Consider the following 25,928-nt stretch of genomic DNA (forward strand, 5'->3'; position numbering starts at 1 on the left):
CGTCCTACCGGGTCGGCAGCTTCACCTCGGCCACAAGCCCTGCGTCCTCGCCGTTCTGCAGCGTGATCGTGCCCCCATGCGCATGAATGATGGAGCGCGAGATCGCGAGACCGAGGCCGATGCCGCCGGTTTCCTCGCTCCTGGATTCCTCCAGCCGCACAAAAGGTTCGAAAACGTCGTTCAGCCGGTCCTCTGGAATGCCGGGGCCAGTGTCGGATACCTGGATAGTGATTTCGCCGTCTTGTGTTCCTGCATCGATCGCGACGTTGCCGCCGTAGCGGATGCCGTTCTCGATCAGGTTTCGCAAGGCGCGCTTCAGGGCGATGGGCCGGCAGCTCAGCTTGATCGGGTGATCGAGCGTCACGCTGCAGACGTGTCCGAGATCCTGCTGGTCACCCGCCAGGCTCTCCAGCATGGCCCCGAGATCCGTTTCTTCCGCACCCTCCGCGTGGGCTTCATCCTTGGCAAACCGAAGGGTCGCTTCCGTCATGGCAGCCATTTCGTCCAGCGTTTCGATCATCTTCTCGCGGTTTTCGTCATCGTCGATGAATTCGGCCCTGATCCTGAGCGAGGTGATCGGCGTTCTCAAGTCATGGCTGATTGCGGCCAGCATGCGCGTGCGGTCCTTTACGAAACGGGTCAGCCTGTCCTGCATGTCGTTGAAGGATGACGTCAGTGCCCGGACTTCCCGCGGACCGCTCGGATCGAGCGGTTCCAATTCCTCGCCGCGGCCGAACTTTTCAGCGGATGCGGACAGGGTCTTCAGCGGTCTCGTGACCCGGCGCACCGCGAAGCCGATGATGAGTACCGTAAGGACAGAGGTGATCCCGAGCTGCACCAGCAGGGGGATATAGGCACCCGGGGGCGGGCGGTAGCTCGTTGCAACATTCAGCCATCGTCCGTCGGTCATCCGGATGGACAGCGACAGGTCTTCCGGCTTGTTCATGATCTTGCGGAGATTGTGGGGGCGCTCCCGCTTGGGCACGGACCGCCAGCTTGCCTCGTCCTGAGTGCCGTCCCTTTCCCTTCTGGCCTTGGGGCCCCGCTTTTCGTCGGCGAGAATGTTGAGATGAACGGCCTGACCGTGCTGCAGGCGGCTGGACATGTATCCCTGCAGGCGCTTTTCAAAACCGGATTTCCCGGGGGCCGGCGCAAGGGGGGTATCGCCCAGCCAGAAAACGGCGAAGCGGCTGCTGCTTGCTTCCAGAATGCGATCCTGCAGGCCGGGCGGCGTGTCTTCCAGCAATTCGGCGACCGACACGGACCGGGCAAGCAGGTTGTCTCGTGCCGCCGCAACGAGGGCAATACGGCGCTCGTCATGGAAAATCAGGATGCTCAATGCCTGCGCCGCGAAGATTGCGGCAAGCAGCAGCAGAATCAGCTGAGAGGCCAGGGACTTCGGCCACAGCGCATGCATTATTCTGGTGACGGCAACTGGCAAGTTCATTCCACCTGGTCTCTGACCTCGGCGGTAAACATGTAGCCGCCGCCCCAGACGGTTTTGATCATCCTGGGGTCCTTTGGGTCTGCCTCGATCTTGCGGCGCAGCCGTGAAACCTGGTTGTCGATCGACCGATCGAACACGCCCGGTGTTCTTCCCGTCGTCAGATCCAGAAGCTGGTCTCGATTGAGAACCATTTTTGGACGCTTCAAAAAGGCGCAGAGCAGCTGGAATTCACCACTGGACAACGGCACGGTATTTCCTTGCGGATCCGCGAGTTCGCGCCTCGAAACGTTGAGTGCCCAGTCGTCGAAGTGCAGCATCTCGTGTTCGATCGGATCACGCTCCTTGGGAACGAGGGACGTGCGTCGGAGGACGGCCCTGATTCTTGCAAGCAGTTCGCGCGGATTGAACGGCTTGGTCACATAGTCGTCTGCGCCGATTTCCAGGCCGATGACCCGGTCGGTGTCGTCGGCCATTGCCGTCAGGAGAATAACGGGCATCGAACCGGTTTCGACAAGATGGCGGCACAGGGACAGGCCGTCTTCGCCGGGCATCATGATGTCGAGCACGACAAGGTCTATGGATGCGGCCTTTAGGGCCTTGCGCGCGTGGGCGGCGTTTTCGGCAGCCGTGGCGCGCAATCCGTTCTTGACGAGATAGCGGGCCAGCGTTTCTCGAATGTCGCGGTGATCGTCCACCACCAGGATATGCGGACTGGGGTCGCTCACGCGTCTCTCCTGTCTTGCGGTTGCCATGTACCCTGTGCCGGAAATCGTCAAAAGCTGTGTCCCGGCCGGCAAGGTGTCTGTTTCTACTGCAAAAATAATAACAGGCAGCACAGTTTTCGAGCGGAACTTGTAACAAAGTGTGTCGCCGGGCCGTATGGGGACACATGGCGACACTTATGGTCATTGCAGCGGGTATTTCTGCGACAAACGCCTCCTACCTTGTGTTCATCGACGAACCAAGGAGTTGTTTGAATGAAACCGTTCAAGAAAATTGCAATCACCGCTTTGGCTGCGAGTGTCGCGGGAACCGCGCTGACGGCCGGCCTGCCCGCATTCGCACAAAGTGGCGATGCTGCAGGGAACGGGGGCCAACAGATACAGCAGGTGCAGGGCGAGCAGGTCGCGCACAAGGGTGAACGCGGCAAATGGGGCCGCGGGCATGGCCGCGGCGGCCACAAGCAGCGCGCCGAGCACCTGTTCGAACGTTTTGACGTGAACAAGGACGGCGTGATCACTGAAGCCGAAATTGCAGAAGTCAGGGCAAGTGATTTCACCACTGCGGATGCCGACGGAAACGGCGAGATCAGCCTGGAGGAATTCAAGGCCCAGTTTCGTGATCGCTCAAGTGACCGGATGGTCCGCGCATTCCAGTTCCTGGACAGCGACGGTGATGGCACCGTGACGCAGGAAGAGATCGATGTTGTAGCGAACCGGATGTTCAACCGGCTCGACCGTGACGGCAACGGAACCGTTGAGCGTGTTCGCGGCCAGCGCAACCAGGCAGCTGCGGAAAACGGCGAACGCCAGCAGCGCGCTGAACGCGCTGAACGTGGTGGACGCGGTGAGCGCGGCGAGCGACGTGGCCGCGGCGGTCATGGCCGCATGTTCATGGCGCTGTTCGACACCGACGGCAGCGGTTCCGTGACCCGGGAAGACTTCGATGCACGGCGCGCCGAACTGTTCGCGCTGGCCGACACGAATTCCAGCGGTTCTTTCACGCTGGAGGACTTCGGTCCGCTGTGGCTTGCGGTGAACGAAAACCGGATTGTCGACATGTTCCAGCGTGCCGATGAAGACGGCAGTCTCGGCATCACCCAGGAAGAAGCCGGCAAGCGCCTCGACAATCTGATGAAACGTGCCGACCGGAACAAGGATGGCGTGATTACCAAGGCCGACTTCAAGGGCGGCAAGAAAGGCGGCAAGGGCAAGAAGCACCGCAGCTGATTTCTCCGCCGATTGAAACCGATCTGTCTTCCCGCGTTTAAATGCCCCCAAGTGCGGGAAGACGATAAGGGAGCCACCTTTGTGGCTCCCTTTTTTGTTACCGGAATATCAAGGTTTTCGCGAGAAAGTGCCTGTCAGAGTCTCCAAGGGGGAAACCATGGCCAAGCCTGATTTGAATGAATTTGTCACCGCAAAGATCGCCTCGGGACAGGTGAATGAGGATGATGTCATCACTCTGCGCCGTTTCATTTACGGCGACATGGCCGTCTCCCTGGATGAAGGGGCCGCCCTGTTCCGGTTGAATGATGCGGAGCTGACCTATGCGGGCACGTGGTACGAGCTTTTTCCCGAGGCCATTGCCGACATCCTGGTCAATCAGGCGAGGCCGGAAGGTTATGTTTCGAATGAAAACGCGGCATGGCTGATCGGCCAAATAGAGGCGGATGGCCACGTTTGCAGCCGAACCGAACTCGATGCGGTGCTGCACGTGCTCGAGAAGGCCCGCGAAGCCCCTGAGAGCCTGGAGCAGTTCGCCCTCAGGACGGTCAGCACATCCGTCATTTCCGGAAAAGGCGCGACGCGGGCAGGCAATGATCTGCAGCCCGGTGTCATTTCGGACGGTGAAGTGGAGATACTGCGGCGGGTTCTTTATGCCGGAGCAGGCTGCGGCGGCGTTGCGATTTCAAAGGCCGAGGCGGAGCTGCTGTTCGATCTGAACGATGCCACCATCGAATCTGAAAACGCGCCTGCCTGGTCGGAACTTTTCTCCAAGGCGGTTGCCAATCACCTGATGGCCATGTCCGGGTTCACGCCGCCATCGCGCGATGTTGCACTTGCCCGAGAGGACTGGTTGAACCAGCCTGGCGGCTATGAGCGCGGACTTGGCGGCTTCTTTCGCAAGATGATCAGTGGCGGCGTCAGCGGTATCCGCGATTCTTATGCGGTCAACGATCCGTTCGCGGCAAGGGGGGCTTCCATGGAAGCTGAAATCGCCGCGAATGAGACCGTGAGCGAAGGCGAGGCGTCCTGGCTGGTTGAGCGCATCGGGCGCGACGGTGTTCTTCACGAGAACGAAAAGGCCCTGCTGCGGTTCATCCGCGAGGAAAGCCCGAACATTCATCCGGCCCTGCGGCCGCTCATGGACAAGGCCGTCTGAATTCTGGTCAGCCGTCGACGCGCATGGCCTCTGTCTCGATGATCAACTGAACATCGTCGCCGACAAAACCGTTGTCGACCGCGTAATTCATGCCGTAGGCACTGCGCTGGACGGTGCCTCTGGCGCTGATTCCAAGCGTGAAGCGCTTGTGTGCGAACGGATAGTCGGCAGCCTTTTTCAGCGTGACATCGAGTGTCAGCGGCTGCGTTTTGCCCAGCAGAGTCAGATTGCCCGTAACGGTTCCGGTCGTGTCGCTTGCTGGCGTTCCGGCTTCGGCTGTGAACGTCATCACGGGGAACTGTTCAACGTCCAGGAAATCCTTGTTGCGGACATGGTTGTCCCGGGCTTCGTTGAAGGATTCCACGCTGGCGGTCTTTACCGTGATCTCAAGATCTGACAGTTCCTGCGTGTCCATGTCGTAGGTGAAACCGCCTTCGAACTCGAGAAACACACCCAGCGTGTCGGCATAGCCGATATGGTCCACCATGAACGCGATGGTCGTATGGGTCGGGTCGAGTTCGTACCGGTGCGGCTCGGCAGCGGCGTGTGTGGCGACGAGCGCAAGGGCAGCAGTGCCTGCAAGGGTTCGGATCATGTCCGGCCTCCGTCCAGCTGGTTCAAAAGACCGATTTGTAGCTAGCGCGGTCCTTCCAGGAAGCAACAGTGTTTCACAGGGTGATCAATCGTTGGTTCTAAAATCAACGTGAATGTGATTGCCGTCCGGGTCCCAGACATTGATCGCAACAAGGTTGAGCGCTGCGATTTCTGACTTTCGGTAGTTTTCGCCGCGCTGGCGCAGCCTGTCTTCAAATTCCTCCGACCCGGTCGCGGAAAAGGCGAAGTGTTCCAGTTTCAATTCCACTTCCGATCCCGTGCCGGCGTCTCCATCCAGCCCAACAAGATGCACATAGGCCGTGTCTCCGGCGTAAAGCCAGGCGCCCGGAAACGGGAAGTCCGGCCGGGGACCGGAGGCAAGGCCCAGGACGTCCTCGTACCAGGAAATCATGGTATCAAGCTGCGTCGTGCGCAGGTTGACGTGATTGAGTTGGTGGATCTGCATCTTTGAGCCCGATTCTATTTCCACTTGATTGAGCAGCCGATCGAGGGAATCTGATCTTCAGGGCCGCGACCGGTTTCAGCTATCTGTTTCATGGCCTCAAAGAGATCGCGGCGCAAGTCCGTAGACGAAGAACCCATACGCGTTGCATCGAGCCTGCCGCGATATTGCAGGCCAAGGTCCTTGTTGAAACCAAAGAAATCCGGGGTGCACACCGCATCATAGGTCATTGCGACTGCCTGATCGGCATCGTGCAGATAGCGAAACGGGAACGCGTGTCTTTCAGCTATCCGTTGCATGTTCTCGTAGCTGTCCGCCGGGTAGGAGACCGGGTCGTTGGAGCAGATGGCCGCAACGCCGATGCCGTGTTCTGTCAATTCGTGCGCGTCGCGAACGATCTTGTCGAGTATCGCCAGCACGAAGGGGCAGTGGTTGCAGATGAACATGACCAGCGTGCCATTCTCGCCGGCCACGTCGCTCAGGCTGTGATGCCTGCCATCGGTGCCCATCAGTGTAAAATCGGGGGCCTGCCAATCGAAATCGCAGACGGGCGGTTGCAGTGCGGCCATGTGAATGTTCCTGTTCTGGTGGCAGGCGCTTGATGGAAAGGTGCAAGCCGGTCGCCCGGCTGCACCCGATCCTCAGTATCCTTCAAGCACTATCTTGCCCTTTGCGGTTCCCGTTTCAATGAGTGCATGCGCCTTGCGCATGTTTTCCGCATTGATCGGGGAGAGAACCGTATCAAGCGTCGTGCGGATCCGGCCTGCGTCGATCTCGCCTGCGACATAGGTCAGCAGTTTGTGCTGCTCGATCATGTCGGGTGTCTGGAACATGGCGCGCGCGAACATGAACTCCCAATGAAGGCTGGCCGCCTTCATTTTCATCTTGTCCATCGGCATCGGCAGGTTGGTGTCGTCGATGGTGACGATAGCTCCCTGCGGCCGGATCAGTTCCACGGCCGTTTCCCAGTGGCGCATGTCGTTGAAGATGGCGATGTGGTCGACAGTCTCAAGGCCGAGGGCACGGACCTGCGCAACCATGTCTTCCCGGTGGTTGACCACGTGATCCGCTCCCAGTTCCCTTACCCATGCGGACGTCTCGGGGCGTGATGCGGTGGCAATGATTTTCAGCCCGGCGGCTTTGGCGAGCTGGATGCCGATCGACCCGACACCGCCGCCCGCGCCGATGATCAGGATGCTTTCGCCCGAATTGCCGCCGTCGCGATCGATACCGAGACGGTCAAAAAAGGATTCGTAGGCCGTCAGGGTTGTCAGCGGCAACGCGGCAGCCTCGGCAAAGCCGAGCGTTTTCGGTTTCGCACCGACGATCCGCTCGTCGATGAGCTGGTATTCGGAGTTCGAGCCGGCACGGGTGATATCACCGGCGTAATAGACCTGGTCTCCGGGTTTGAACAGCGTCACGTCCGGGCCGACCGCTTCGACAATGCCGGCCGCGTCCCATCCAAGAACACGTGGCGTCTCTTCCACGGTGTCCTTGGGGGCACGTATCTTGGTGTCGACCGGGTTGACGGAAACAGCCCTGACCGCGACCAGCAGGTCGCGTCCTTCGGGCTCCGGTTTCGGAAGATCGACATCCACGAAACTCTCCGGGTTTTCGATCGGCAAATAGCGAGTCAGTGCAACGGCTTTCATTGTCTTGTTCTCAAAGTGATTCAAGGGAGTAGTCGGTTTTCCGGTTGAGCGGACTGGAGCGCAGCGCCGGATCAGCCGATCACCGTCATTTCGTTCAGCGTGAACTCTGCAACTGCGCCTTCGGTGGCCGTCATGTAAGCGGCCAGATGTGGTGCATTCATGTGGATCTGCCAGAGTTCGCGGCTCTCCCAGTTTTCATAGAACATGAAATGCGCCGGGTTTTCGTTGTCCTGGTGCAGGTCGTAGTTGATGCAGCCGTTTTCGCTGCGGGTTGTCTCAATCAGCTTGAGCAGTTCGGCTTTTACGAGGTCGATCTTGTCCGGGTTGGCCTTGATATTGGCGACGATGGTGAGTTGGGTCATGTCAGTGTCTCCGTTTGGTGTGTTCCCCCAACCTAATTCCTTGACCTGATCGGATAAACAGGCAGAGTGCGCAGATACAATCCGGGAAATCCGTATAATGCTCATAGACAACATTTCCCTGTTCCTGCTGATCGTGGAAAAAGGAAGCCTGGCCGCGGCGGCACGCGAGGCCGGACTGTCACCGACAACGGTGTCGGAGAGACTGGCAGCGCTGGAAGCGCACTATGAGGTCGTTCTGCTCAACCGCACGACACGGTCCATCAGTCTCACGGAAGAGGGCCGCGCGCTCTTCGAAGGTGCGCGTACCGTGCTCAGTGAAGTCGAGGAACTCGACAGCCGGATTCGGACCGGCGCGACCACGCTTTCCGGGCTCATCCGGGTGAGCGCACCCGAAGACCTGGGACGTCATGTCGTTTCCTGGGCGATTGCAGGATTTCAGGCCGAACATCCCCTGATTTCGGTCGATCTGCATCTTTCCGATGGCTACGTCGATATCGTCGGTCTTGGCATTGATCTCGCGGTTCGTTTCGGCTCAATCAGCGACAGTTCCCTCAGGGTCAAACACGTCGGCTCGCGCAAGCGCATCCTGTGTGCGTCGCCCGGGTATCTTCAAAGACATCGCGCGCCGGAAGTGCCGGCGGACCTGAAAGACCACAATTGCCTGTTGATGCGGTTCGGACAGAATATCGACAACACATGGGAGTTCGTGCAGGGCGGCGTGAAGCATATCGTCACCGTTTCCGGAAACCTCATTGCCAATGACGGTGCCCTTGTGCGCGAATGGGCGCTGGAAGGACGCGGGATTGCGCTGAAGTCGGAATTCGATTCAGCTGATGACATCCGCGAGGAGCGCTTGATCGCGCTTTTACCTGACCATGAGCCGCCGAATTCACCCTTGCAGATCCTGTTTCCGCCAGGCCGCGCGCAGCCCCGCCGGGTCCGTGCCTTTGCAGACCACCTCATCAAGACGATCAGGGCTCTTCATTGAGTGCACAACGAGCCTGTTCTCACACCTGTGCTTCTGTTTTCAGGCCCGTTTAAATCAATCTCAAAAAATCTGCGTCAGCCTTCAGTTTCCGCTTGCGCGGTGCGCCAAACAAGCGCATATAACGCCTGCCCAAATTCGCACGTGCCCGAGGTCGTTCATGGGGTGTTTCGAAAAACATCTCTTAAGGGGCCGCTGCCACAAAAACCGCCAAGGGGCGGGCAGCAGATCCGGATGACTTAAAGCAACGACGTAAGAGGGCTTTTTTGGTCTCTGCCGGGGTATCCAACCTCCGGCGTCACTGAAGAGGCACTTGTTACATCCTTGCCCGACGTGCGGCTCGGTATCTCCGATCCAATCAACGGCATTCCCGACGCGGGAAAGCGTTTGTGCGCATCAATGATGCTGCAATCGCCCAACCGTCGCTGCAGTCAACCCGGCCTCCGGTTCCATCCCGGGGGAGGCCCGGTGCGTATTGCAGCACCCTGCGACGAGAACTGTGGCGCGCCAACCGGAATTCGCGCGTTTGCAGCCAGATTTGAAAAGGGTGATCCCCATGAGCGAGCGCATCCGTGACTTCCTGCGACGACGCGACGACGACGGACCCTGCGTTGTTGTCGACCTCGACATCGTCCGCGACAATTTCCAGGCCTTTGCCAGATCCCTGCCGGACACATCCGTCTATTACGCCGTGAAAGCCAATCCCGCACCGGAAGTCCTTTCGCTGCTGGAAAGTCTCGGCTCGTGCTTTGACTGCGCATCGGTCGGTGAGATTGAAATGGTGCTCGCAACCGGTGCCGCGCCGGACCGGATTTCCTACGGCAACACCATCAAGAAGGAGAGGGACATTGCGCGTGCCTTTGACCTTGGCGTCCGGCTCTTTGCGGTCGACTGTATCGAAGAAGTCGAAAAAATCGGCCGTGTCGCTCCCGGCTCGAAAGTCTTCTGCCGGGTCCTGTGCGACGGTGTCGGCGCCGAATGGCCGCTCTCCCGGAAATTCGGATGCGACCCCGACATGGCACCTGACGTCCTGGAACATGCCCACCGGCTCGGCCTTGAGGCCTATGGCGTCTCTTTCCACGTCGGCTCCCAGCAGGCCAATCTCGAAGCCTGGGATTTCGCTCTCGCCATGGCGGCAGGCGTCTTCCGGGAAATGGCGCTGCGCGGTATCGAGCTGAAGATGGTCAATATGGGTGGCGGTTTCCCGACCCGCTACCTGAAGGACGTGCCGGGCGTACCGCGCTATGGCGAGGCGATTTTCCAGGCCCTTTCGAAGCATTTCGGCAATCGTCTTCCCTCCACAATCATCGAGCCGGGCCGCGGCATGGTCGGCAACGCCGGCATGATCGAGGCCGAAGTGGTTCTGATTTCCAAGAAATCCGCACAGGAAGAAATTCGCTGGGTCTATCTCGACATCGGCAAATTTCATGGTCTTGCCGAAACCATGGATGAAGCGATCCGCTACCCGATCCGCACCCCACGTGACGGTGACAGAACAACACCTTGTGTCCTGGCCGGGCCGACCTGCGACAGCGTTGATGTTCTTTACGAGAAGACGCCTTACGAACTGCCGGTTAGCCTGTCCATCGGAGACAAGGTTCTGATCGAAGCCTGCGGCGCCTACACGACCACCTATTCGTCCGTGGGTTTCAACGGTTTTGCACCGCTCGCCTCCCACGTCATTTAGGGCCGGCCGCCATGATCATGATCCGGGACGAGGCGCTGGAGCATTTCAGCGCCCGCGAGGCTCTGCTTGACCAGAGTTTTAGGGAAGACCGCCGCCTGAAGACCTGCGAGCAGTTGCGCGCGGGCCGACTGCCGGTGTTCGCTTTCGTGGCGCTTGATGAGCAGGGCAATGTCGCGGGAACGGTGCGGCTCTGGCCGGTGAAGGATGCGTGCGGCCGGGCGTGCCTGCTTCTCGGTCCGCTTGCCGTCGCCCCTTGCTGCAGAGGGGCGGGTCTCGGCGACCGATTGATGCGTCACGCACTCAACCAAGCTGCCATGCATGGCCACGGTTCCGTGGTGCTTGTCGGGGACTTGTCGTATTACGCACGGTTCGGTTTCGCGTCAGGCAAACTCGATGCCGTGTCTTTACCCGGACCGTTCGAGCGTTGCCGGTTTCTCGGACTCGATCTATTGCCCGAACAGATTTCTTCGCTCGATGGAATGCTGAAACCCTCCGAAGATGCCGGTTTGATGATGCCGGCCGCAGCAGGCAAGGGCGCTCATGACGTTACGTTGACCCGTCGTTGAGGTCGCTTCGTTCGGAAAATAGGCAGTCTGGTCTTGAAATCCGGCCGAAAACCCGTCAGAGGTTAACCAAAGCGCAATAAGTGCGCTTCCATTTTGGGGATGGAGACGGCTGAACCCTTGGATACAAGCAGAGCCGGGAACAATTGGAGTTCAGAACTTGACCGATGAATCCAGCGGCAACACGCCGAAAAAGGCCGCGTCCAGCGCGCGGGCAGCACGCAAACCAGCGGCAACGAAATCTTCAGGATCGAGAGCCTCATCTTCCAAGACAACCCGTGCCAAAGGAGCGACATCCAAGCAAGCTCCTTCCAAGCCTTCTGCAGCGACAGCGAAAGGTACGGCAGCAAAACCGGCAGCAAGCAAAACCGCTCCGAAGAACGCGGCAGCGAAACCGGCAGCCGCCAAGGCCGCTCCGAAGAACGCGGCAGCGAAACCGGCAGCCGCCAAGGCCGCTCCGAAGAGCGCAGCGGCAAAACCCGCCGCAAGCAAGGCCGCATCAAAGAGCACAACGGCAAAGCCCGCAGCGACCAAGGTTGCACCGAAAAGCGCAGCTGCGAAACCGGCCGCAGCCAAGGCCGCTCCGAAGAGCGCAGCTGCGAAACCGGCCGCAGCCAAGGCCGCTCCGAAGAGCGCAGCTGCGAAACCGGCAACAGCCAAGGCCGCTCCGAAGAGCGCAGCGGCGAAACCGGCAGCATCAAAGACCGCTCCGAAGAATGCAGCGGCAAAACCGGCCACAAGCAAAACCGCTCCGAAGAGCTCAGCCGCGAAACCGGCCGCAGCCAAAGCCGCTCCGAAGAGCGCAGCGGCAAAACCGGCCGCAACCAAGACCGCACCGAAGAGAGCAACAGCAAAACCGGCCGCAACCAAGACCGCTCCGAAGAGTGCAACGGCAAAACCAGCTGCAGCCAAAGCCGTTCCGAAAAGTGCCGCTTCGAAACCGGCTGCAAGCAAGGCTGCACCAAAGAGCGCGGCAGCAAAACCGGCAGTTGCCAAGCCTGCCGCACGGAAGGCGGCCCCAAGGACCACAGCTTCGAAACCTGCTGCACCTCGCAAAACACCGGCACGGAAAGCGGCCCCCAAAGCCTCAGTTGCTTCCAGCGCGTATCCGGTTCACGGCACCATAACCGGGCCGCTGGTGATGATCGGTCTCGGATCGATCGGCAAGGGGACGCTTCCGCTGATCGAGCGCCATTTCAACTTCGACAAATCCCGCTTCACGGTGATCGATCCGGTCGATACCGACGCCAGGCTTGTGACCGGCAAGGGCTACAATTTCCAGAAGGTGGCGCTCACGCCGGACAACTACAAAGACATCCTGACCCCGCTTCTGAGCGAAGGAGACGGGCAGGGCTTTGTCGTCAATCTCTCGGTCGACACGTCATCGCTCGATCTGATGAAACTCTGCCGGAAACTCGGCGTGCTTTACATCGATACAGTCGTTGAACCCTGGCTGGGTTTCTACTTCGATGAAAATGCTCCGGCTGCCGATCGCACGAACTACGCGCTGCGCGAAACCGTGCGCAAGGAAAAGAAGAAGAAGCCCGGCGGCACGACCGCGGTCTCCTGCTGTGGAGCCAATCCCGGCATGGTGTCCTGGTTCGTGAAGAAGGCGCTCGTCGATGTTGCGACCGAAACCGGCGTCAAGTTCAAGGAGCCCCAGGATCGCAAGGGCTGGGCGAAGCTGATGAAGAAAGCCGGCGTCAAGGGTATCCACATCGCCGAACGGGACACGCAGCGCGCCAAGGCAGCAAAGCCTCCGAACACGTTCTGGAACACATGGTCTGTCGAAGGCTTCCTGTCGGAGGGCTTCCAGCCGTCCGAACTCGGCTGGGGCACCCACGAGAAATGGAAACCGGCCAATGCCAAAAGCCACAAAAAGGGCTGCAACGCGGCAATCTATCTGGAACAGCCTGGCGCGAATACACGGGTCCGGACATGGTGCCCGACACCCGGACCGCAATTCGGTTTCCTGGTGACGCACAACGAGTCGATATCAATCGCCGACTATTTCACGCTGGAAGACGGCAAGAAGGTCAATTACCGACCGACCTGTCACTATGCTTATCATCCTGCAAATGACGCGGTTCTCTCCCTTCACGAACTGTTCGGCGGAGCCGGAAAGGTGCAGGACAAGCTGCATGTTCTGGAAGAAAACGAGATCCAGGACGGGATCGACGAACTTGGCGTGCTGCTCTACGGCCACAAGAAGAACGCCTACTGGTACGGATCCCAGCTTTCGGTCGAAGAGACACGCAAGCTGGCACCCTACCAGAATGCCACCGGACTGCAGGTGACTTCGGCGGTCATCGCCGGAATGGTCTGGGCGCTTGAAAACCCGGAAGCGGGCATCGTGGAAACCGACGAGATGGACTACAAGCGCTGCCTTGAAATCCAGATGCCGTATCTCGGACCGGTCAAGGGCTACTATACCGACTGGACACCGCTTGACGGACGTCCGGGCTTTTTCCCGGAGGACATCGACAAGAAAGACCCCTGGCAGTTCAAGAATATACTGGTGCGCTAGCAGCAGGTCATGAATCTCAGGAATCCCGGTCATGATCCGGGATCTCTTCAGATCATTGGCCCCGGCTCAAGGCCGGGGCTTCTCCTTGTGCTGACGGCATCAGTTGCCGAGCTTGGCGACGCCGAGGGGAACATTGAATTTGCGGCACCAGATATAGACCTCGTTGTAGTCAGAAGCCTTGATCCCCTTTCCGATCCGGTAGCTTTGCTTGCCGGTGAGTTTTTTCAATGCGCCGAGATCCGCCTTCGGGTCATATTTGCCGTTCTTGCCGAGACCGACACGCGGGTCGGGTGCGCCATCAAGGCTGAAGTTGCTCTGAAGGACAACGTTGTTGCTGCTGAGTTCCGTTTTCCCGGTCGTGACATGGTTGCTGCGGCCTGAGAAATTGCCCGAACGGCTGCTGCCTGCGAACGCGGGCACTGTTGTGACAGCCATCGAAGTGGCGGCCAGGCCTGTGGCGAGGGCGAGGAATTGTCTGCGGTTCTTCATCATGTTGTCCTGACCTGTCGGGGTGTTCGGAACGGTTCGTTGATTTCGGGGCCATGCGGCCGCAGGACTCAAGATTGTTCCGCGATCCCTTTTTTGAAACGCACATTCCCCTCCAGAAATCTCACAAGACGGGGAGGGACAAGTTACCGGTACCGGCGCAGGCCCACTGGACGGTTGTCCGGTCTGTGGCGCAAACAAGCGCCATTAAGGATTAAATCTCCTACAAGTTTCTGGATTGTGCGGCCGTGCGTTCCTACCTAGGACCAGGCCCCATCCAAATGAATGAGGCCTGATCCTAAGCGCACGCGGCACTGGCAGCTTCCGCATCACGACAGCCCGATTTCGTCGGTGAAAGGTCTGTCGCGGCGGGATGCCGCGCAAAAGCACTTCCTTTGAATCCAGGCGGAATTGGAATCATGACCTACATTCTTGACCTCGGGCTGCTGCTTGCAGCCCTGACAGCGTTCTTCTTGACCGTGCTCGGCTATTTCCTGGTCTCCCGGCTGTTTCAGTCCAAACGGCGCCGGGGCATCCTCGCGCGGGACAGCGCCGCGTTCCTGGCTGCCGGCGGTCTGTTCGTCGCGTTCACGGCAAGTTTCATCGAAATCTTCGAATTCGCGTTCCGGCTTCCCTATCCGGCAACTATCGATCTCGGGATCGGGTTGTCGGCTGTCTTTCTTGCCTCGACCCTTGCCCATCTTCTGGCAACCAGGCTGTCGAAAGCACGGCTTGCGAAAGGTGCAGTCGCCCCGAAATAAGCCCAATCGCCGAGAATTTACTGCAACGAAGATTGCCCCGTTGCAACCTCGATGCTATTTTTGCGTGTCTCTTTTTTAATGTACGCACAAAAATATTCATTAGGGTCTAAATGTCGGAAATTTCTGAGAAAGTTAAGGCGGTGATCGCAAGGGATCTCAAACTCGCCGATTGGGTTATTACGCCGGAAATCACATTAAGCAAACTTGGGGCGGACAGCCTGGATGCCATCGGGCTGATCATGGCGATTGAACGCGAATTCGGCTGCTGTTTGCCTCAGGACACATTTTCCGGGATCGAAAATCAGGACGGTGAATGGACTTTCGGAGCGTTTGCAGGTGCGATTGAAAAGTCGATCGGTTATGCGCAGGCCCCGTCCCGGGCCGGTCTTGGTTAGGGCCGCGTTCCGCACAGCGCACACCTAGTCAGGCAATAAACGCACGACATCGATCGGTTCGCTCTTGCCTTTCACCATCTGCGGACCGATCGGCTGCTGACGGATTTTGGCGTCTAGGCCGCGGGCGATCTCGCCCGATGCGAGAATGATGACGTCTGCGTCCGGGTCGATCTCCTTGCCGAGATTCTCCAGCCGCGCGGCGGCGTTCACCGTGTCGCCGATGACCGTGTAGTTGACGCGTGCGGGGGCACCGATGTCACCGACGATGAGGGGCCCCATGTGCAGGCCGATGCGGACGCGTACCGGTGGCTCGTTTCGCTTCGTCCGTTCCACGTTGTCGGCGCGGATTGCAGCCGCCATGGCCAGCGCCGCGCGCGCAGCTGGTTGCGCGGGATTGTCCAGGTGATCAGGGGCTCCCCAGAAAGCCATCACGCTGTCACCGACATACTTGTCGATGGTGCCATCGAGCTTGGTGATTTCCGCGCCCAGCAGGGACAGATGGTGGTTGACGAAGGCCGCGGTCTCACTCGCCGACATGCCCTCGGATACCGATGTGAAGCCGGCGATATCAGTGAAGAGAACGGCAACTTCGCGTTCTTCGGGCAGGACATCCGCGCGCCCTTCGCTTAGGAGTTTTTGAACCAGGGTGCGCGGTACGTAGCGATTGAACGCCTTCAAACCGCCGACCATGGAGTTAAATCCGCTGGACAGGTCATCAAGCTCCCGGATGATCGAAGAGGGCAGCGGTTCCACGCTTTCGAGGTTCAGATCGGCAACGTCTGTCGCCGCAGCGGCAGCCCTGCGAATGGGCTTTGCAATCCGGCGCGCGAGCATGATTGCGCCGAGAAGAGAAACCACGAGCAGCACAAGGCCGACAACGATCGCGATCAGAAGCTGCTGAAGCGGCTGGTCGAGAAACTCGGCCGGAAAATGAATGCCGATGCGCGCCGGCAGACCCTTCAGGTTGTCGTTCTCGTGCTCGATGATGATGAAGCGCTTGGAGCCGTCATTGTCCAGCCCCGCACGCAGCTCCATGCCTTCGGGAATGTTGTAATCCTCGTTGTCGACGATTTGCAGGCTGGAGAAATCCGACAGGAAAAAATCCGATATCTGGCTGACATGCAGAAGTGGCGCTTCGGCGTTCAACTCCTCGAAGTGATCTTCGAGCATGGGGTGGGCGACAACCTCTTCCGACTTTTCCTTCATCAGGAACACCGTGATGTCGTCGGTCGAGATCGACCAGGTGATGTCAGAAATCCGTTCCAGCGACATTCCGATCAGGAAGCTGCCCCGATACGTGTCTTCGGAGTAAAGCGGATGTGTATAGATGAAATAGGTGTGTTTCCGCGTTGGCATGTAGAGCGGTTCGCTCCAGAAGGGATCCCGTCTGCCTGCTGCCTGTTCCAGGATTGGCGTCAGGCTGGGAATGTCGGCAGCCAGGTCCACGTCGCCACCCAGAATGTCACCGTCGGCGTCTCCGCGATCGACGTCGACACCCTTTCCTTCGCTGTTGACCATGACCATGAACGAGACGCGGTCCTGAGGGGCAAGGGCACCGTAGATGTATCCCACCAGATGATCCGGGTCGTCGAAGGAGAGTTCGCTGCTTTCCCAGCTGGCGCGCGTATAGTTTGCCGTCTCGGTTACCGCATGCAGCTGTTCGGCGAAGGCGGCTTCCGACGTGTCCATGCCCAGATCCACCAGGCTGCCGCCCAGCTGCCGGATGACACGCTCGGACGTCATGGCCTGAATGATCAGGATTGCGGCGGCCGTTATGACCACGAATGTCCCGATGACGGTCGCCAGCGTCGGCGTAATGAAGAGTTTGTTGCGCAAGAGCACGGTGATTTCCCGGTACACATCCAAGTGTTCTCCAGAATTAATACCGCAAAATTGCGCGCGTGTTCGCCCGCAGAGGTGTTATCCGGTGGTATTGTGCGCCGAAAGACAGAAAAAGCCCCGAAGGTTGTCTACCGTCGGGGCTTATTCACTTGGTCTTTGAAGGCTAAATCCGTCAGGCCTGCTTGGCAGGCTCTTCGAACTTCTGCCCGTAGTCGACTGCAATCTCGTAGTCCGGATCTTCAAGAACAGACACCTCGACGAGGTTGCCGGCCTTGGCCAGAAGCTTCTGGCAGTCGGGCGACAGGTGGCGCAGGTGCAGGCGCTTGCCGGCCGCTTCGTATTTCGATGCCAAGGCGTCGATTGCTTCAAGCCCTGAGTGGTCGACAACGCGGCTGTCCATGAAATCAACGACGACATCATCCGGATCGTTCTGCGGGTTGAACAGGTCGACGAAACCGGTTGTCGAGCCGAAGAAAAGCGGACCTGACAGGCGATAGACCTTCCAACCCTCTTTGCTCGTACCGATGCGTGCGCTGATGCGGCTGGCCGCGTTCCAGGCATAAGCCAGCGCCGAAATGATGACGCCGACGACAACCGCGACCGCAAGGTCGGCATAGACGGTTACTCCGGTCACGATGACCATCACAAGCGCGTCCGTCAGCGGGATCTTGTGGACGATCTTCAGGCTTGCCCATGCGAATGTGCCGATAACGACCATGAACATCACGCCAACAAGGGCCGCGACCGGAATCTGTTCGATGAGCGGTGAGGCAATGACGATGAACGACAACAGGAACAGGGCCGCTGCGATGCCCGATATGCGGGTGCGCGCACCGGATTTCACGTTGATCATCGATTGCCCGATCATCGCGCAGCCGCCCATGCCGCCGAAGAAACCGGTGACGATATTGGCCGACCCCTGGGCGAGGCATTCCTTGGACGCCCCGCCCTTGGTGTTGGTGAGATCGGCGACAAGGTTCAACGTCAGAAGCGACTCGATGAGGCCGATCGCGGCCAGGATCACCGCATAGGGAAGAATGATCTGCAACGTCTCAAGTGTCAGCGGGACCATCGGAATGTGGAATTCGGGCAGCCCGCCGGCGATGGACGCAAGGTCGCCGACCGAGCGCGTGTCGAGGTTGAAACCGAGCGCAAGGCCCGAAACGACAAGAATGCCGGCAAGTGGAGCCGGGAACGCGGTGGTAATCTTCGGCAGCAGCCAGATCACCACCATGGTCAGAGCAACGAGGCCGAGCATCAGGTAGAGCTGGGAACCACCCATCCATGTCAGGCCACCGGCGCCGTCGGGCACCTTGAACTGTCCGAGCTGGGCGAGAAAAATGACAATCGCGAGACCGTTTACGAAGCCGAGCATAACCGGATGCGGGACCATCCGGATGAACTTGCCCCATCTCAAAACGCCGACGCCGATCTGCAGGATGCCCATGAGAACAACCGTCGCAAAGAGGTATTCGACGCCATGCTGTGCGACGAGTGAAACCATGACCACCGCAAGCGCACCTGTGGCTCCGGAAATCATGCCCGGACGGCCGCCGATACAGGCTGTGATCAGCCCGACAAAGAAGGCCGCGTAAAGACCGACAAGCGGATTGACGCCAGCCACAAACGCGAAGGCGACAGCTTCGGGGACCAGTGCCAGCGCGACCGTCAAGCCCGCGAGCAGTTCGATCCTGATGCGCGACGCATCCAGTTTTGTCGATTGTACAGGCGCAACGGCCCCGGCACGTGCTGTCAAGACGGGCTCCAGTCTGTTTTGTTCGGTGAGACGGTCGCCCAGCCGGACTGGGACACAATTTCTGACCTAAATCAATTAGAGCCTTTCTAATCGATTTGTTGCAATGCAGCAAGGGTGGCGATGAATGGCTGCCATGCAGGAAACGGCGGGAACATCCGAATTTCCGCGTTCTTCACCGAAAAGCGGTCAGGGATGCGGTGCCTATCGCGGGACAAAACTGCTCGACTGTTGTTCGATGGAGGACTAGAACCGACCGAAACAGGGTCTGGAGACGTCATGAAATCGACCAATCCGGTTTTCACCGGCATCGAAACCACCATCTTTGAAACCATGTCCCGGCTTGCAATGGCGCATAATGCCGTCAACCTGGGCCAGGGGTTTCCGGATGTCGATGGACCGCAGGACATCCGTGAAGAGGCAGCCAGGTCGCTTGTCGAAGGACCGAACCAGTATCCGCCAATGCTGGGGTTGCCGGAACTGCGGGAAGCGGTCGCGGAGGCCAACAAGCGCTTTTACGGGCTGGACATCGATCCCAAGAGAGAAGTGATCGTGACCTCCGGAGCAACGGAAGCGCTTGCGGACTGCATCATGGCCCTTGTGTCTCCAGGGGACGAAGTGGTTCTGATCGAGCCGCTTTACGACTGTTACCTGCCGATGGTCCGGCGCGCGGGTGGTGTTCCCGTGCGGGTTCGTGTCAGTCCGCCTTCGTGGACGCTCGATGAACAGGCGCTCCGCTCCGCATTTTCGGACAAGACCAAGGCGATCCTCATCAACAACCCGATGAACCCGACGGCGAAGGTGTTTTCCGAAGCGGAATTGCAGCTCATATGCGATCTCTGCAAGGCGCATGATGCCTTTGCGATCTGCGATGAAGTCTATGAACACCTTGTCTTTGATGGTGCCTTGCATCGCCCGCTGATGACGTTTAAGGGCATGCGCGAACGAACGGTCCGCATCGGTTCGGCCGGAAAGACATTTTCGCTTACAGGCTGGAAGGTCGGATACATCACGGGACCCGCTGAACTGCTCGATCCGATCGGCAAGGCACACCAGTGGGTGACCTTCACAACCCCGCCCAACCTGCAGCGTGCTGTCGCTTATGGTTTGCGCAAGGATGACAGCTACTATCAGGAACTCGCCCTCGATCTGGCGCAAAAACGCGACCGGATGGCCAGGGGACTTGAAGCGATCGGCTTTTCCGTTCTGCCCTGCGCGGCGACGTATTTCCTGACCTGCGGCTTCGAAAAACTCGGGCTTGGCACCACAGATGTCGAGGTCTGCCAGAGGCTTGTGACGGAGGCTGGGGTTGCCGCAGTGCCGGTTTCGGCATTTTACGGAGGCAATGCGCCGACCGGGTTTGTCCGGTTCTGCTTCTGCAAGCAGGATTGGGTCATCGACGAAGCTTTGGCGCGGCTTTCAGCATTTTTCACTGCGGCCCGAAGCGAATCCGCATAGCCTAAAACGATCAGAAGATCAGCATGAGAAACTCCATGGAAAATCCGGCTCTTGTGGACGTGACGCGCGGCAGCCTCACGGAGAGCATTCATCGCGGTTCTGTTGCGATTGCCGACACGCAGGGGAAGCTTGTGTGCGGGATCGGTGATATCGACGCACGGGTCTACCCGCGATCGGCGATCAAGGCACTGCAGGCGTTGCCGCTTGTGGAATCCGGGGCTGCCGAAGCCCTGGACCTTACCGATGCCGAGCTGTCGCTTGCCTGCGCCTCGCATAATGGCGAGGAAGTTCACGCCAATGCCGCCCGCGTCATGCTTTTTAAGGCCGGATTGACCGAAGATGACCTGGAATGCGGTCCGCAGTGGCCAAAGCGCATGGAAGACGCGGCGAAACTGATCCTTTCAGACGAAACACCGTGCGGGCTTCACAACAACTGTTCAGGCAAGCATGCTGGATTTCTCGGGCTCGCCAGGATCATGGGCGTTGAGACGCAGGGCTATATCGACCCGTCTCATCCCGTGCAGCGCGAAGTCCGTCTTGCCATGGAGCAGATGACGGGGGAAACGCTCACGGAAGACGTGTGCGGCGTGGACGGCTGTTCCATTCCGACCTATGCGTCTCCGCTGAGAAGCTTTGCCAAGGCTTTTGCGTCTTTCGGGACCGGTGAGGGCCTGGAACCGTTGCGCGCAGACGCAGCGCGGCAGATTTACGATGCCTGTATCAACGAGCCCTACATGGTGGCCGGGGCGGAGCGCTTCTGCACCAGGGTGATGGAAGGCTTCAGGGGCCGGGTCTTCGTCAAGACCGGCGCCGAGGGCGTGTTCTGCGCGGCCCTTCCGGAACTCGGTTTCGGGGTTTCACTCAAATGCGACGATGGTGCGACCAGGGCAGCCGAGGTCATGATGGCCACCGTTCTGGAAGCGCTGCTGGACCTGAACGAGGACGAAGCCGTTTTGCTTGACGGTCTCGTCAATCCGCCCGTGCTGACCCGGCGCGGCGCGCAGGCGGGGCACATCAAGCCCAGAACCGATTTCCTTGAGGCACTGAAGGCGGCGCTCCCTTGAACTAGACGTACCTTGAAGGCTAAAGTTTCTTGTTCATTAGAACTTTATTTCCATTTCTTGAAGTTTCACTCCAGCCAAGATGCCGGTAGAGCTTGACGTTTTCGGGGATGCCGACATGAGTTGCCAGGGCGATGCCGGTTGCACCGTCCCTGAGGGCCCGGCTTTCAACAGCTTCCAGCAAGGCTCTGCCGATACCCTTGCCCTTGAAATCCGGATCGACGGCGATGTTGACAAGATGGGCTCTTGAGCCGTCGATGCTCATGACGGCGCACCCGGCAACTCCATCATTCATCTCGGCGACGAGAACGATCCGGTCCTCGATTTCCCGCTCAAGTCCACCTGAGACATCGGGAAGATCCGGCAGTCGCGCTTTTAGGGGTGCATAGGCCCTGTCCACGCACTGTTTTAGCTGCGCAACGTCAGCTAAATTCGCCTGTCTGATAACTGTTTCAGATCCGCTCATACTTCACCGGAGTAAATTCATGGCGCATCGGCCCGGGCTGTCTCATCGCTTCACGCACGCGATCACGCGCACGCCGTCCAATAGCGTTTCAAATGGGATCCGCGCGGTCGACAGTGGTGACCCGGATGCCGAAAAGTTCCGCGAGGAACATGGCCTTTATGTCGAGGCGCTGCAAGAGTCGGGTCTGACGGTCGATGTGCTGCCTCCGTTGGAAGACTTCCCGGACAGCTGTTTTGTCGAGGACCCTGCGTTTTGTCTTCCGGAAGGGGCAATCCGGTTGCGTCCGGGCACCACGAGCCGGGAAGGTGAGGGAACCGCCATCAAGCCGGCTCTAGAAACCCGGTTCGAAAGGGTCGTCGACTTGCCCGGGCACGGATGCGTGGATGGCGGCGATGTCCTGATGCTGGACGATGTCATTCTGATCGGCCTTTCCGCCCGCACCGACCGCGCCGGGGCAGATGCCTTTGCAGGTGTTCTCGCTGAATGGGGATATGAGGCAGAGGTCTGCGAGACGCCTGATGGCGTGCTTCACTTCAAGACCGCTTGTTCGACGCTCGGCGACGATGTCATCCTGGCGACGAAGGTCATGGCGGACAGCGGTTTCTTCGGCAACCGGAAAACGGTGGTTGTCGCGGATGGCGAGGACTACGCCGCCAACGTGATCCGCGTGAACGATGTTGTTCTTGTGCCGGAAGGGTATCCGCAAACGCTCGCAGCTATCGAGGCCGTCGGTTTCCAGACCGTGCTGTTGCCGACCCACGAGGCGCGCAAGATCGACGGCGGGCTTTCCTGTCTGTCGCTCCGCTTTGCCCTAAGCACGGACTGAACGGAGACGGGTCGTCAGGCGCTGACCTGGTTGCCTGTCACCGTGAGATTGGCGAAACGGGAGGCGTCGTTGAGTTCGCCGGTCGCCGGTTCAAGCCAGCGGTAACCCTTGATGGCGCCGAGTTTCGAGCCCTGCACGATGTTGTTGGTGATGGCGGCTGACCCGGCTCCGTCCACCACGGTAACCGCGATCCCGGTGCCGCAGTCGCGCAGGATGTTCTGGGAAGCTGCGATGTTGCGCATATAGGGGCCCCAGCCGAGCAGCATCCCGAAGCGCGGCGCGCCTTCAATGACGTTGCCGGTCAGGGTGGTGTCAGCCTCCGCCGCGATGCCGATGCCGAAGCCGGAAACCTCCGGCGGGTAGGGTCCAACTTCGGAAATATTCCTTATGAGATTGCCGGAACAGACGGATAAACGGCCGCCATCCATGAAATTGGCGATCGAGATGCCGGTCGTTCCACCATCGACAATGTTGTTGGCGATGATCGCGCCCTGGAAATTGAATTCCGAATAGATCGCGCATTCGCCGGATCTGAGGCACGAATTGCCCTGGATCTGAACATTCGAACCGGTGTTCGACCTGATCGCTGAGAAGGCACAGTCGGTGATGCGGTTGTTGGAGATCAGAACGCCGCTTGCGCGAAACACGTTGATGCCGTTTCCGAACTGACCCGTGCCGCCGTAACGCGCTCCAATACGTTCGATCCGGTTGCCGGAGACAATCGTTCCATCTTCGCCTTCGCGCCAGCGATGGATCCAGATACCGCCATTGGCACAATCGGTGACAGTGTTGCCGGTAATCGCAAGGCCGTCGGCCTCGTTGGAACGGATGCCCGCTTCTGCAGCGCCGTAAATGCGCGAGTTTTCAACCCGCCCGGAACATCTGTCGAGAACGAGACCCATTTTCGAGGATCCGGCGATGTCGCAGTTGTCTATCCCGAGATTGCGGATACCGACGAAGTGCAGCAGTCCTTCGGTGAAGTCGCCGATCGACCGGTTCGCTCCGTCGAAAGTGAGCCCCTGGAGGCCGATGTTGCTGACGCCTTCCGCCTTGATGAGTTGTCCGCCTCCGCCCTGGTAGACGAGGCGGGTTCTTCCCGGAACTCCGACGATCAGCGTCCCGGAGGGCAGCCTGAGATTGGCAACAGGATAGGTACCAGCCGGCAGAAACAGGGCCCTGCCACGCTCGACCGCCCGGTTCACGGCGTTCTGGAACTGTGCTGTCTGATCGTCCGATGCGTTTGGAACGAGGCCGAGATCGACAGAATCGATCGATCCGCGCAAATCGGCGATATTCATCTGTGCCGCCGCGGCTGTCCCGGAAAGGCACAGGGCTGTCCCGGCAAGAAACATCCTGCGGCTCGGATTTATTATGTCGCGTTTCATTTGCACTGCTACCTGCTGAAAGCGTCCCGCGATGGGATGCGGATCGTTGGTTCAACCGATAATCAGCAAGGGCCGTGCCGGATTGTGCCAAATCCGGCGAATTCAGCAGGTTCCGACGCTCGCGCTTACCTGCGCAGATCCGGCGTGGGAGCAGAGGTTCGATTGTCTTGCGTGGCGACATCCGCTCCGATGGCAAAGGCAACAAAAAACCGGCCGGGATGGTTCCCGGCCGGCGTTGATCGATCTTTGAGGGGCAGAAGACCGATCAGAGTTCGCTCGGGTCGGTATTTTCGATCTGGGTCCAGTTGTCGTCAGCGGACTTTACGAAACCCGGAATGTCCTTGTTCCAGCGCTCCTGGATGCTCTGGGAAAGGTTCAGGTAGAGTTTGCCGTCGACGATCTTCCAGAGATCAGGGTCACCGTCGACCTTGACGCCCATGGCCGTTCCGAATGCGCAGAAGCCGCCATAAGCCGGGAGATACTTTGCCGGGTCCTTCTTGAAGAGGTCGCGGTTTTCTTCGGAAACGAACCGGTAGGTTGCGCCGTTGTGGACTTCGGTTATGGAGAAGTCGCCATCCTGCGGAGCGCCATTGGTGAAGTAGGAGACGGGGTCGACGCCGCGCAAAGCGAGGCCGGTCACCGTAGCGTTGACATCGAAACCGGCTGCAAAGGCGCTGGAGACGAGACCGGAGACGACGACGAGCGCAGCGACGGAGCCGCGGATGAGGTTCTTTAGCATATCAAAACTCCCAGGGATCAGCCCGAAACAGGCATTGAATTTGGACCGGCAAGACGCGTTTGCTCTGAAGGGATGTTTTCGGTACCATTCGGTTCCTAATATGGCAGAGTTGCCCAACGCCGTGCCGGTAACCAGAAGATAAGGTTAGGAACCGATCGGTACAAAACACAAGCGTGTGAGGTCCCGGTGAAGTATTCGTGAGCGCCGGGCGAGGATGACAATTGGCAAGACCGCGTGAATTTGATGCTGACGAGGCCATGGACAAGGCGATGGGCCTGTTCTGGGATGTCGGGTACGAAGAAGCCTCGCTTGCAGAACTGCTCGCGGCCATGGAGATCACGAAGGGATCGTTCTACAAGGCCTTTCAGGACAAGCAGTCGATCTACCTGGCCGCCCTCGACCGGTATAATGACAAGGTCATCAGCGGTACGGTCGGCTATCTCACCAATCCTGCGGAGGGATCCGGGCGGACACGTATCCTCGGTCTCTTCGCAAAGGTGGCACAGGCGGTGGAGCAGGATGGTGATCGGCTCGGCTGTTTTCTCTGCAACGCGCTGATCGACAAGGCGGCGGAAGGCGGAAAAGCGGAAGGCAAGCTTCAAGCCATGGTGCATCGCCTGGAAAACGCTTTCTTTCGGGCGCTTCAGGATGACGGCCAGCTCCACGAAAGAGACGCCCGGGAGACGGCACGGGGCATTCTGTCCGCCTATTTCGGTCTGAGGGTGCTGGGACGCGCAGGTCTTTCCCGTGACATGGCGTCGGACTGTATCCGGCAGGTGGAATGGCTGCTGGAGCGAGGGAGCCGATAGGTCAAGCCGACTTTGGCGGGGGCCAGTTGCGGCCGGTGTTTGCGACCCATCCTTCGAGACAGGCCTTTGGCCTTCCTCAGGATGAGGTCCGAGGACTAGATGATGTTCAGGTGGAGTGGGGACTCAGGCGTCAAGTCAGGCGTGTCAAGAAAGTGCGTGAGGCCGAAACCTGTGCGTCACTTCCTCCGGAACAACCTATCTTATTGTCATCCCTACGAAGGCAGGGATCCAGTAATCGCTGACGCTTGCAGGTCTGATCCTCTACCGGGGTTACTGGTTGCCGGCCTTGCCGCTAACGGGGTAAGCCGGGATTGTTTGTGTTTTTTGTAGGTGGCCATCTTGCTGAGCAACAGCCAGATGGCCAGCGGCAGGCGACCGTGCCGGGATCGGGTTTTTCACACGTTGTCGTCAATGTTCCCTGCGACGTCCTTTTCCCGCTTGGAAAATTGGTCAGCCTGTGGTGACAGCACGCCCACAAACAATCCGAAGCGTGAACGGGATACCAGCGTCATGACCCGTCTTGAAAGAGCTCCGGCCCCGGTTGCCCGAGTTGATCCGGCAA

Annotated in this window: 26 protein-coding genes; 12 read left to right on the top strand and 14 right to left on the bottom strand. The window is 59.2% G+C overall.

Annotation, left to right across the window (positions count from 1 at the left end; genetic code table 11):
- Positions 1-4: 4 nt before the first annotated feature.
- Entirely contained in the window at positions 5-1,447 is a 1,443-nt protein-coding gene (locus RDA78_RS18760; protein WP_434051339.1) for an ATP-binding protein, read from the bottom strand.
- The gene (locus RDA78_RS18765; RefSeq protein ID WP_434051340.1) at positions 1,444-2,199 is read right to left on the bottom strand and encodes a response regulator; all 756 of its coding nucleotides are present in this window, start codon (positions 2,197-2,199) and stop codon (positions 1,444-1,446) included. Before RDA78_RS18765 ends, RDA78_RS18760 begins: the two co-directional genes overlap by 4 nt.
- 225 nt (positions 2,200-2,424) lie before the next feature.
- Here RDA78_RS18765 and RDA78_RS18770 point away from each other — a divergent pair, with 225 nt between their 5' ends.
- Positions 2,425-3,396: an EF-hand domain-containing protein gene (locus tag RDA78_RS18770; RefSeq protein WP_434051341.1), complete on the top strand. Its 972-nt coding sequence runs from the start codon at positions 2,425-2,427 to the stop codon at positions 3,394-3,396.
- Positions 3,397-3,553: 157 nt separating this feature from the next.
- A complete protein-coding gene (locus tag RDA78_RS18775; RefSeq protein WP_434051342.1) occupies positions 3,554-4,552 on the top strand; it encodes a hypothetical protein in 999 nt (332 codons plus the stop codon).
- 7 nt (positions 4,553-4,559) lie between these two features.
- On the opposite strand, the gene RDA78_RS18780 is transcribed toward RDA78_RS18775, so the two are convergent.
- The 5 genes from RDA78_RS18780 to RDA78_RS18800 all read right to left on the bottom strand — a co-directional run bounded on the left by RDA78_RS18780 (position 4,560) and on the right by RDA78_RS18800 (position 7,623).
- The gene (locus tag RDA78_RS18780; RefSeq protein WP_434051343.1) at positions 4,560-5,147 is read right to left on the bottom strand and encodes a YceI family protein; all 588 of its coding nucleotides are present in this window, start codon (positions 5,145-5,147) and stop codon (positions 4,560-4,562) included.
- An 84-nt stretch (positions 5,148-5,231) separates the two neighbouring features.
- Positions 5,232-5,612: a VOC family protein gene (locus tag RDA78_RS18785; RefSeq protein ID WP_434051344.1), complete on the bottom strand. Its 381-nt coding sequence runs from the start codon at positions 5,610-5,612 to the stop codon at positions 5,232-5,234.
- 14 nt (positions 5,613-5,626) lie between these two features.
- Positions 5,627-6,178 carry a thioredoxin family protein gene (locus RDA78_RS18790; protein WP_434051345.1) on the bottom strand — a complete coding sequence of 184 codons (552 nt, stop codon included), beginning with the start codon at positions 6,176-6,178 and terminating at the stop codon, positions 5,627-5,629.
- 72 nt (positions 6,179-6,250) lie between these two features.
- On the bottom strand, positions 6,251-7,261 hold the full coding sequence (locus RDA78_RS18795) for a zinc-binding alcohol dehydrogenase family protein (protein ID WP_434051346.1): 1,011 nt from the start codon (positions 7,259-7,261) through the stop codon (positions 6,251-6,253).
- Positions 7,262-7,332: 71 nt separating this feature from the next.
- Complete coding sequence (locus RDA78_RS18800) at positions 7,333-7,623, bottom strand: putative quinol monooxygenase (protein WP_434051347.1); 291 nt, start codon at positions 7,621-7,623, stop codon at positions 7,333-7,335.
- 97 nt (positions 7,624-7,720) lie between these two features.
- On the opposite strand from RDA78_RS18800, the gene RDA78_RS18805 reads away from it, so the two are divergent.
- The 3 genes from RDA78_RS18805 to RDA78_RS18815 all read left to right on the top strand — a co-directional run bounded on the left by RDA78_RS18805 (position 7,721) and on the right by RDA78_RS18815 (position 10,861).
- Complete coding sequence (locus RDA78_RS18805; RefSeq protein ID WP_434051348.1) at positions 7,721-8,611, top strand: LysR family transcriptional regulator; 891 nt, start codon at positions 7,721-7,723, stop codon at positions 8,609-8,611.
- Positions 8,612-9,164: 553 nt separating this feature from the next.
- A complete protein-coding gene (locus tag RDA78_RS18810) occupies positions 9,165-10,295 on the top strand; it encodes a type III PLP-dependent enzyme (protein ID WP_434051349.1) in 1,131 nt (376 codons plus the stop codon).
- Positions 10,296-10,306: 11 nt separating this feature from the next.
- Positions 10,307-10,861, top strand: coding sequence for a GNAT family N-acetyltransferase (locus tag RDA78_RS18815; protein WP_434051350.1), 555 nt, complete (start codon positions 10,307-10,309; stop codon positions 10,859-10,861).
- A gap of 150 nt (positions 10,862-11,011) precedes the next feature.
- On the opposite strand, the gene RDA78_RS18820 is transcribed toward RDA78_RS18815, so the two are convergent.
- On the bottom strand, positions 11,012-11,854 hold the full coding sequence (locus RDA78_RS18820; protein ID WP_434051351.1) for a hypothetical protein: 843 nt from the start codon (positions 11,852-11,854) through the stop codon (positions 11,012-11,014).
- Positions 11,855-11,999: 145 nt separating this feature from the next.
- On the opposite strand from RDA78_RS18820, the gene RDA78_RS18825 reads away from it, so the two are divergent.
- A complete protein-coding gene (locus RDA78_RS18825) occupies positions 12,000-13,385 on the top strand; it encodes a homospermidine synthase (RefSeq protein WP_434051352.1) in 1,386 nt (461 codons plus the stop codon).
- A 99-nt stretch (positions 13,386-13,484) separates the two neighbouring features.
- Here RDA78_RS18825 and RDA78_RS18830 read toward each other — a convergent pair whose 3' ends face one another.
- The gene (locus RDA78_RS18830; RefSeq protein WP_434051353.1) at positions 13,485-13,874 is read right to left on the bottom strand and encodes a DM13 domain-containing protein; all 390 of its coding nucleotides are present in this window, start codon (positions 13,872-13,874) and stop codon (positions 13,485-13,487) included.
- Between the two features lie 416 nt (positions 13,875-14,290).
- Here RDA78_RS18830 and RDA78_RS18835 point away from each other — a divergent pair, with 416 nt between their 5' ends.
- Both RDA78_RS18835 and RDA78_RS18840 read left to right on the top strand, forming a co-directional pair.
- A complete protein-coding gene (locus RDA78_RS18835) occupies positions 14,291-14,632 on the top strand; it encodes a hypothetical protein (protein WP_434051354.1) in 342 nt (113 codons plus the stop codon).
- 110 nt (positions 14,633-14,742) lie between these two features.
- Positions 14,743-15,027, top strand: a complete 285-nt coding sequence (locus tag RDA78_RS18840; protein WP_434051355.1) for a phosphopantetheine-binding protein — start codon at positions 14,743-14,745, stop codon at positions 15,025-15,027.
- A 24-nt stretch (positions 15,028-15,051) separates the two neighbouring features.
- On the opposite strand, the gene RDA78_RS18845 is transcribed toward RDA78_RS18840, so the two are convergent.
- The gene (locus RDA78_RS18845; RefSeq protein ID WP_434056174.1) at positions 15,052-16,887 is read right to left on the bottom strand and encodes an adenylate/guanylate cyclase domain-containing protein; all 1,836 of its coding nucleotides are present in this window, start codon (positions 16,885-16,887) and stop codon (positions 15,052-15,054) included.
- Between the two features lie 154 nt (positions 16,888-17,041).
- The gene (locus tag RDA78_RS18850) at positions 17,042-18,625 is read right to left on the bottom strand and encodes a SulP family inorganic anion transporter (RefSeq protein ID WP_434051356.1); all 1,584 of its coding nucleotides are present in this window, start codon (positions 18,623-18,625) and stop codon (positions 17,042-17,044) included.
- A 276-nt stretch (positions 18,626-18,901) separates the two neighbouring features.
- Here RDA78_RS18850 and RDA78_RS18855 point away from each other — a divergent pair, with 276 nt between their 5' ends.
- Positions 18,902-20,080, top strand: coding sequence for an aminotransferase (locus RDA78_RS18855; RefSeq protein ID WP_434051357.1), 1,179 nt, complete (start codon positions 18,902-18,904; stop codon positions 20,078-20,080).
- Positions 20,081-20,115: 35 nt separating this feature from the next.
- Positions 20,116-21,144 carry an asparaginase gene (locus RDA78_RS18860; RefSeq protein WP_434056175.1) on the top strand — a complete coding sequence of 343 codons (1,029 nt, stop codon included), beginning with the start codon at positions 20,116-20,118 and terminating at the stop codon, positions 21,142-21,144.
- A 19-nt stretch (positions 21,145-21,163) separates the two neighbouring features.
- On the opposite strand, the gene RDA78_RS18865 is transcribed toward RDA78_RS18860, so the two are convergent.
- Positions 21,164-21,541, bottom strand: a complete 378-nt coding sequence (locus tag RDA78_RS18865; RefSeq protein ID WP_434051358.1) for a GNAT family N-acetyltransferase — start codon at positions 21,539-21,541, stop codon at positions 21,164-21,166.
- A gap of 85 nt (positions 21,542-21,626) precedes the next feature.
- On the opposite strand from RDA78_RS18865, the gene RDA78_RS18870 reads away from it, so the two are divergent.
- On the top strand, positions 21,627-22,433 hold the full coding sequence (locus RDA78_RS18870; protein ID WP_434051359.1) for a dimethylarginine dimethylaminohydrolase family protein: 807 nt from the start codon (positions 21,627-21,629) through the stop codon (positions 22,431-22,433).
- A 14-nt stretch (positions 22,434-22,447) separates the two neighbouring features.
- Here RDA78_RS18870 and RDA78_RS18875 read toward each other — a convergent pair whose 3' ends face one another.
- Entirely contained in the window at positions 22,448-23,818 is a 1,371-nt protein-coding gene (locus RDA78_RS18875; RefSeq protein WP_434051360.1) for a TIGR03808 family TAT-translocated repetitive protein, read from the bottom strand.
- A 265-nt stretch (positions 23,819-24,083) separates the two neighbouring features.
- A complete protein-coding gene (locus RDA78_RS18880; protein WP_434051361.1) occupies positions 24,084-24,557 on the bottom strand; it encodes a YHS domain-containing (seleno)protein in 474 nt (157 codons plus the stop codon).
- A gap of 221 nt (positions 24,558-24,778) precedes the next feature.
- On the opposite strand from RDA78_RS18880, the gene RDA78_RS18885 reads away from it, so the two are divergent.
- Positions 24,779-25,366 carry a TetR/AcrR family transcriptional regulator gene (locus RDA78_RS18885; protein ID WP_434051362.1) on the top strand — a complete coding sequence of 196 codons (588 nt, stop codon included), beginning with the start codon at positions 24,779-24,781 and terminating at the stop codon, positions 25,364-25,366.
- Positions 25,367-25,928: the final 562 nt, after the last annotated feature.

The sequence above is a fragment of the Roseibium sp. genome (assembly GCF_051016195.1).
GTDB lineage: Bacteria > Pseudomonadota > Alphaproteobacteria > Rhizobiales > Stappiaceae > Roseibium.

Bases quoted from the DNA above. Each gene is read 5' to 3' on its own strand.
- RDA78_RS18870 (WP_434051359.1), top strand. From the start codon at position 21,627: ATGGCGCATCGGCCCGGGCTGTCTCATCGCTTCACGCACGCGATCACG.
- RDA78_RS18840 (WP_434051355.1), top strand. From the start codon at position 14,743: ATGTCGGAAATTTCTGAGAAAGTTAAGGCGGTGATCGCAAGGGATCTC.
- RDA78_RS18760 (WP_434051339.1), bottom strand. From the start codon at position 1,447: ATGAACTTGCCAGTTGCCGTCACCAGAATAATGCATGCGCTGTGGCCG.
- RDA78_RS18880 (WP_434051361.1), bottom strand. From the start codon at position 24,557: ATGCTAAAGAACCTCATCCGCGGCTCCGTCGCTGCGCTCGTCGTCGTC.
- RDA78_RS18765 (WP_434051340.1), bottom strand. From the start codon at position 2,199: ATGGCAACCGCAAGACAGGAGAGACGCGTGAGCGACCCCAGTCCGCAT.
- RDA78_RS18785 (WP_434051344.1), bottom strand. From the start codon at position 5,612: ATGCAGATCCACCAACTCAATCACGTCAACCTGCGCACGACGCAGCTT.
- RDA78_RS18805 (WP_434051348.1), top strand. From the start codon at position 7,721: ATGCTCATAGACAACATTTCCCTGTTCCTGCTGATCGTGGAAAAAGGA.
- RDA78_RS18855 (WP_434051357.1), top strand. From the start codon at position 18,902: ATGAAATCGACCAATCCGGTTTTCACCGGCATCGAAACCACCATCTTT.
- RDA78_RS18790 (WP_434051345.1), bottom strand. From the start codon at position 6,178: ATGGCCGCACTGCAACCGCCCGTCTGCGATTTCGATTGGCAGGCCCCC.
- RDA78_RS18800 (WP_434051347.1), bottom strand. From the start codon at position 7,623: ATGACCCAACTCACCATCGTCGCCAATATCAAGGCCAACCCGGACAAG.
- RDA78_RS18770 (WP_434051341.1), top strand. From the start codon at position 2,425: ATGAAACCGTTCAAGAAAATTGCAATCACCGCTTTGGCTGCGAGTGTC.
- RDA78_RS18875 (WP_434051360.1), bottom strand. From the start codon at position 23,818: ATGAAACGCGACATAATAAATCCGAGCCGCAGGATGTTTCTTGCCGGG.
- RDA78_RS18780 (WP_434051343.1), bottom strand. From the start codon at position 5,147: ATGATCCGAACCCTTGCAGGCACTGCTGCCCTTGCGCTCGTCGCCACA.
- RDA78_RS18775 (WP_434051342.1), top strand. From the start codon at position 3,554: ATGGCCAAGCCTGATTTGAATGAATTTGTCACCGCAAAGATCGCCTCG.
- RDA78_RS18810 (WP_434051349.1), top strand. From the start codon at position 9,165: ATGAGCGAGCGCATCCGTGACTTCCTGCGACGACGCGACGACGACGGA.
- RDA78_RS18860 (WP_434056175.1), top strand. From the start codon at position 20,116: ATGGAAAATCCGGCTCTTGTGGACGTGACGCGCGGCAGCCTCACGGAG.
- RDA78_RS18795 (WP_434051346.1), bottom strand. From the start codon at position 7,261: ATGAAAGCCGTTGCACTGACTCGCTATTTGCCGATCGAAAACCCGGAG.
- RDA78_RS18835 (WP_434051354.1), top strand. From the start codon at position 14,291: ATGACCTACATTCTTGACCTCGGGCTGCTGCTTGCAGCCCTGACAGCG.
- RDA78_RS18825 (WP_434051352.1), top strand. From the start codon at position 12,000: ATGATCGGTCTCGGATCGATCGGCAAGGGGACGCTTCCGCTGATCGAG.
- RDA78_RS18815 (WP_434051350.1), top strand. From the start codon at position 10,307: ATGATCATGATCCGGGACGAGGCGCTGGAGCATTTCAGCGCCCGCGAG.
- RDA78_RS18830 (WP_434051353.1), bottom strand. From the start codon at position 13,874: ATGAAGAACCGCAGACAATTCCTCGCCCTCGCCACAGGCCTGGCCGCC.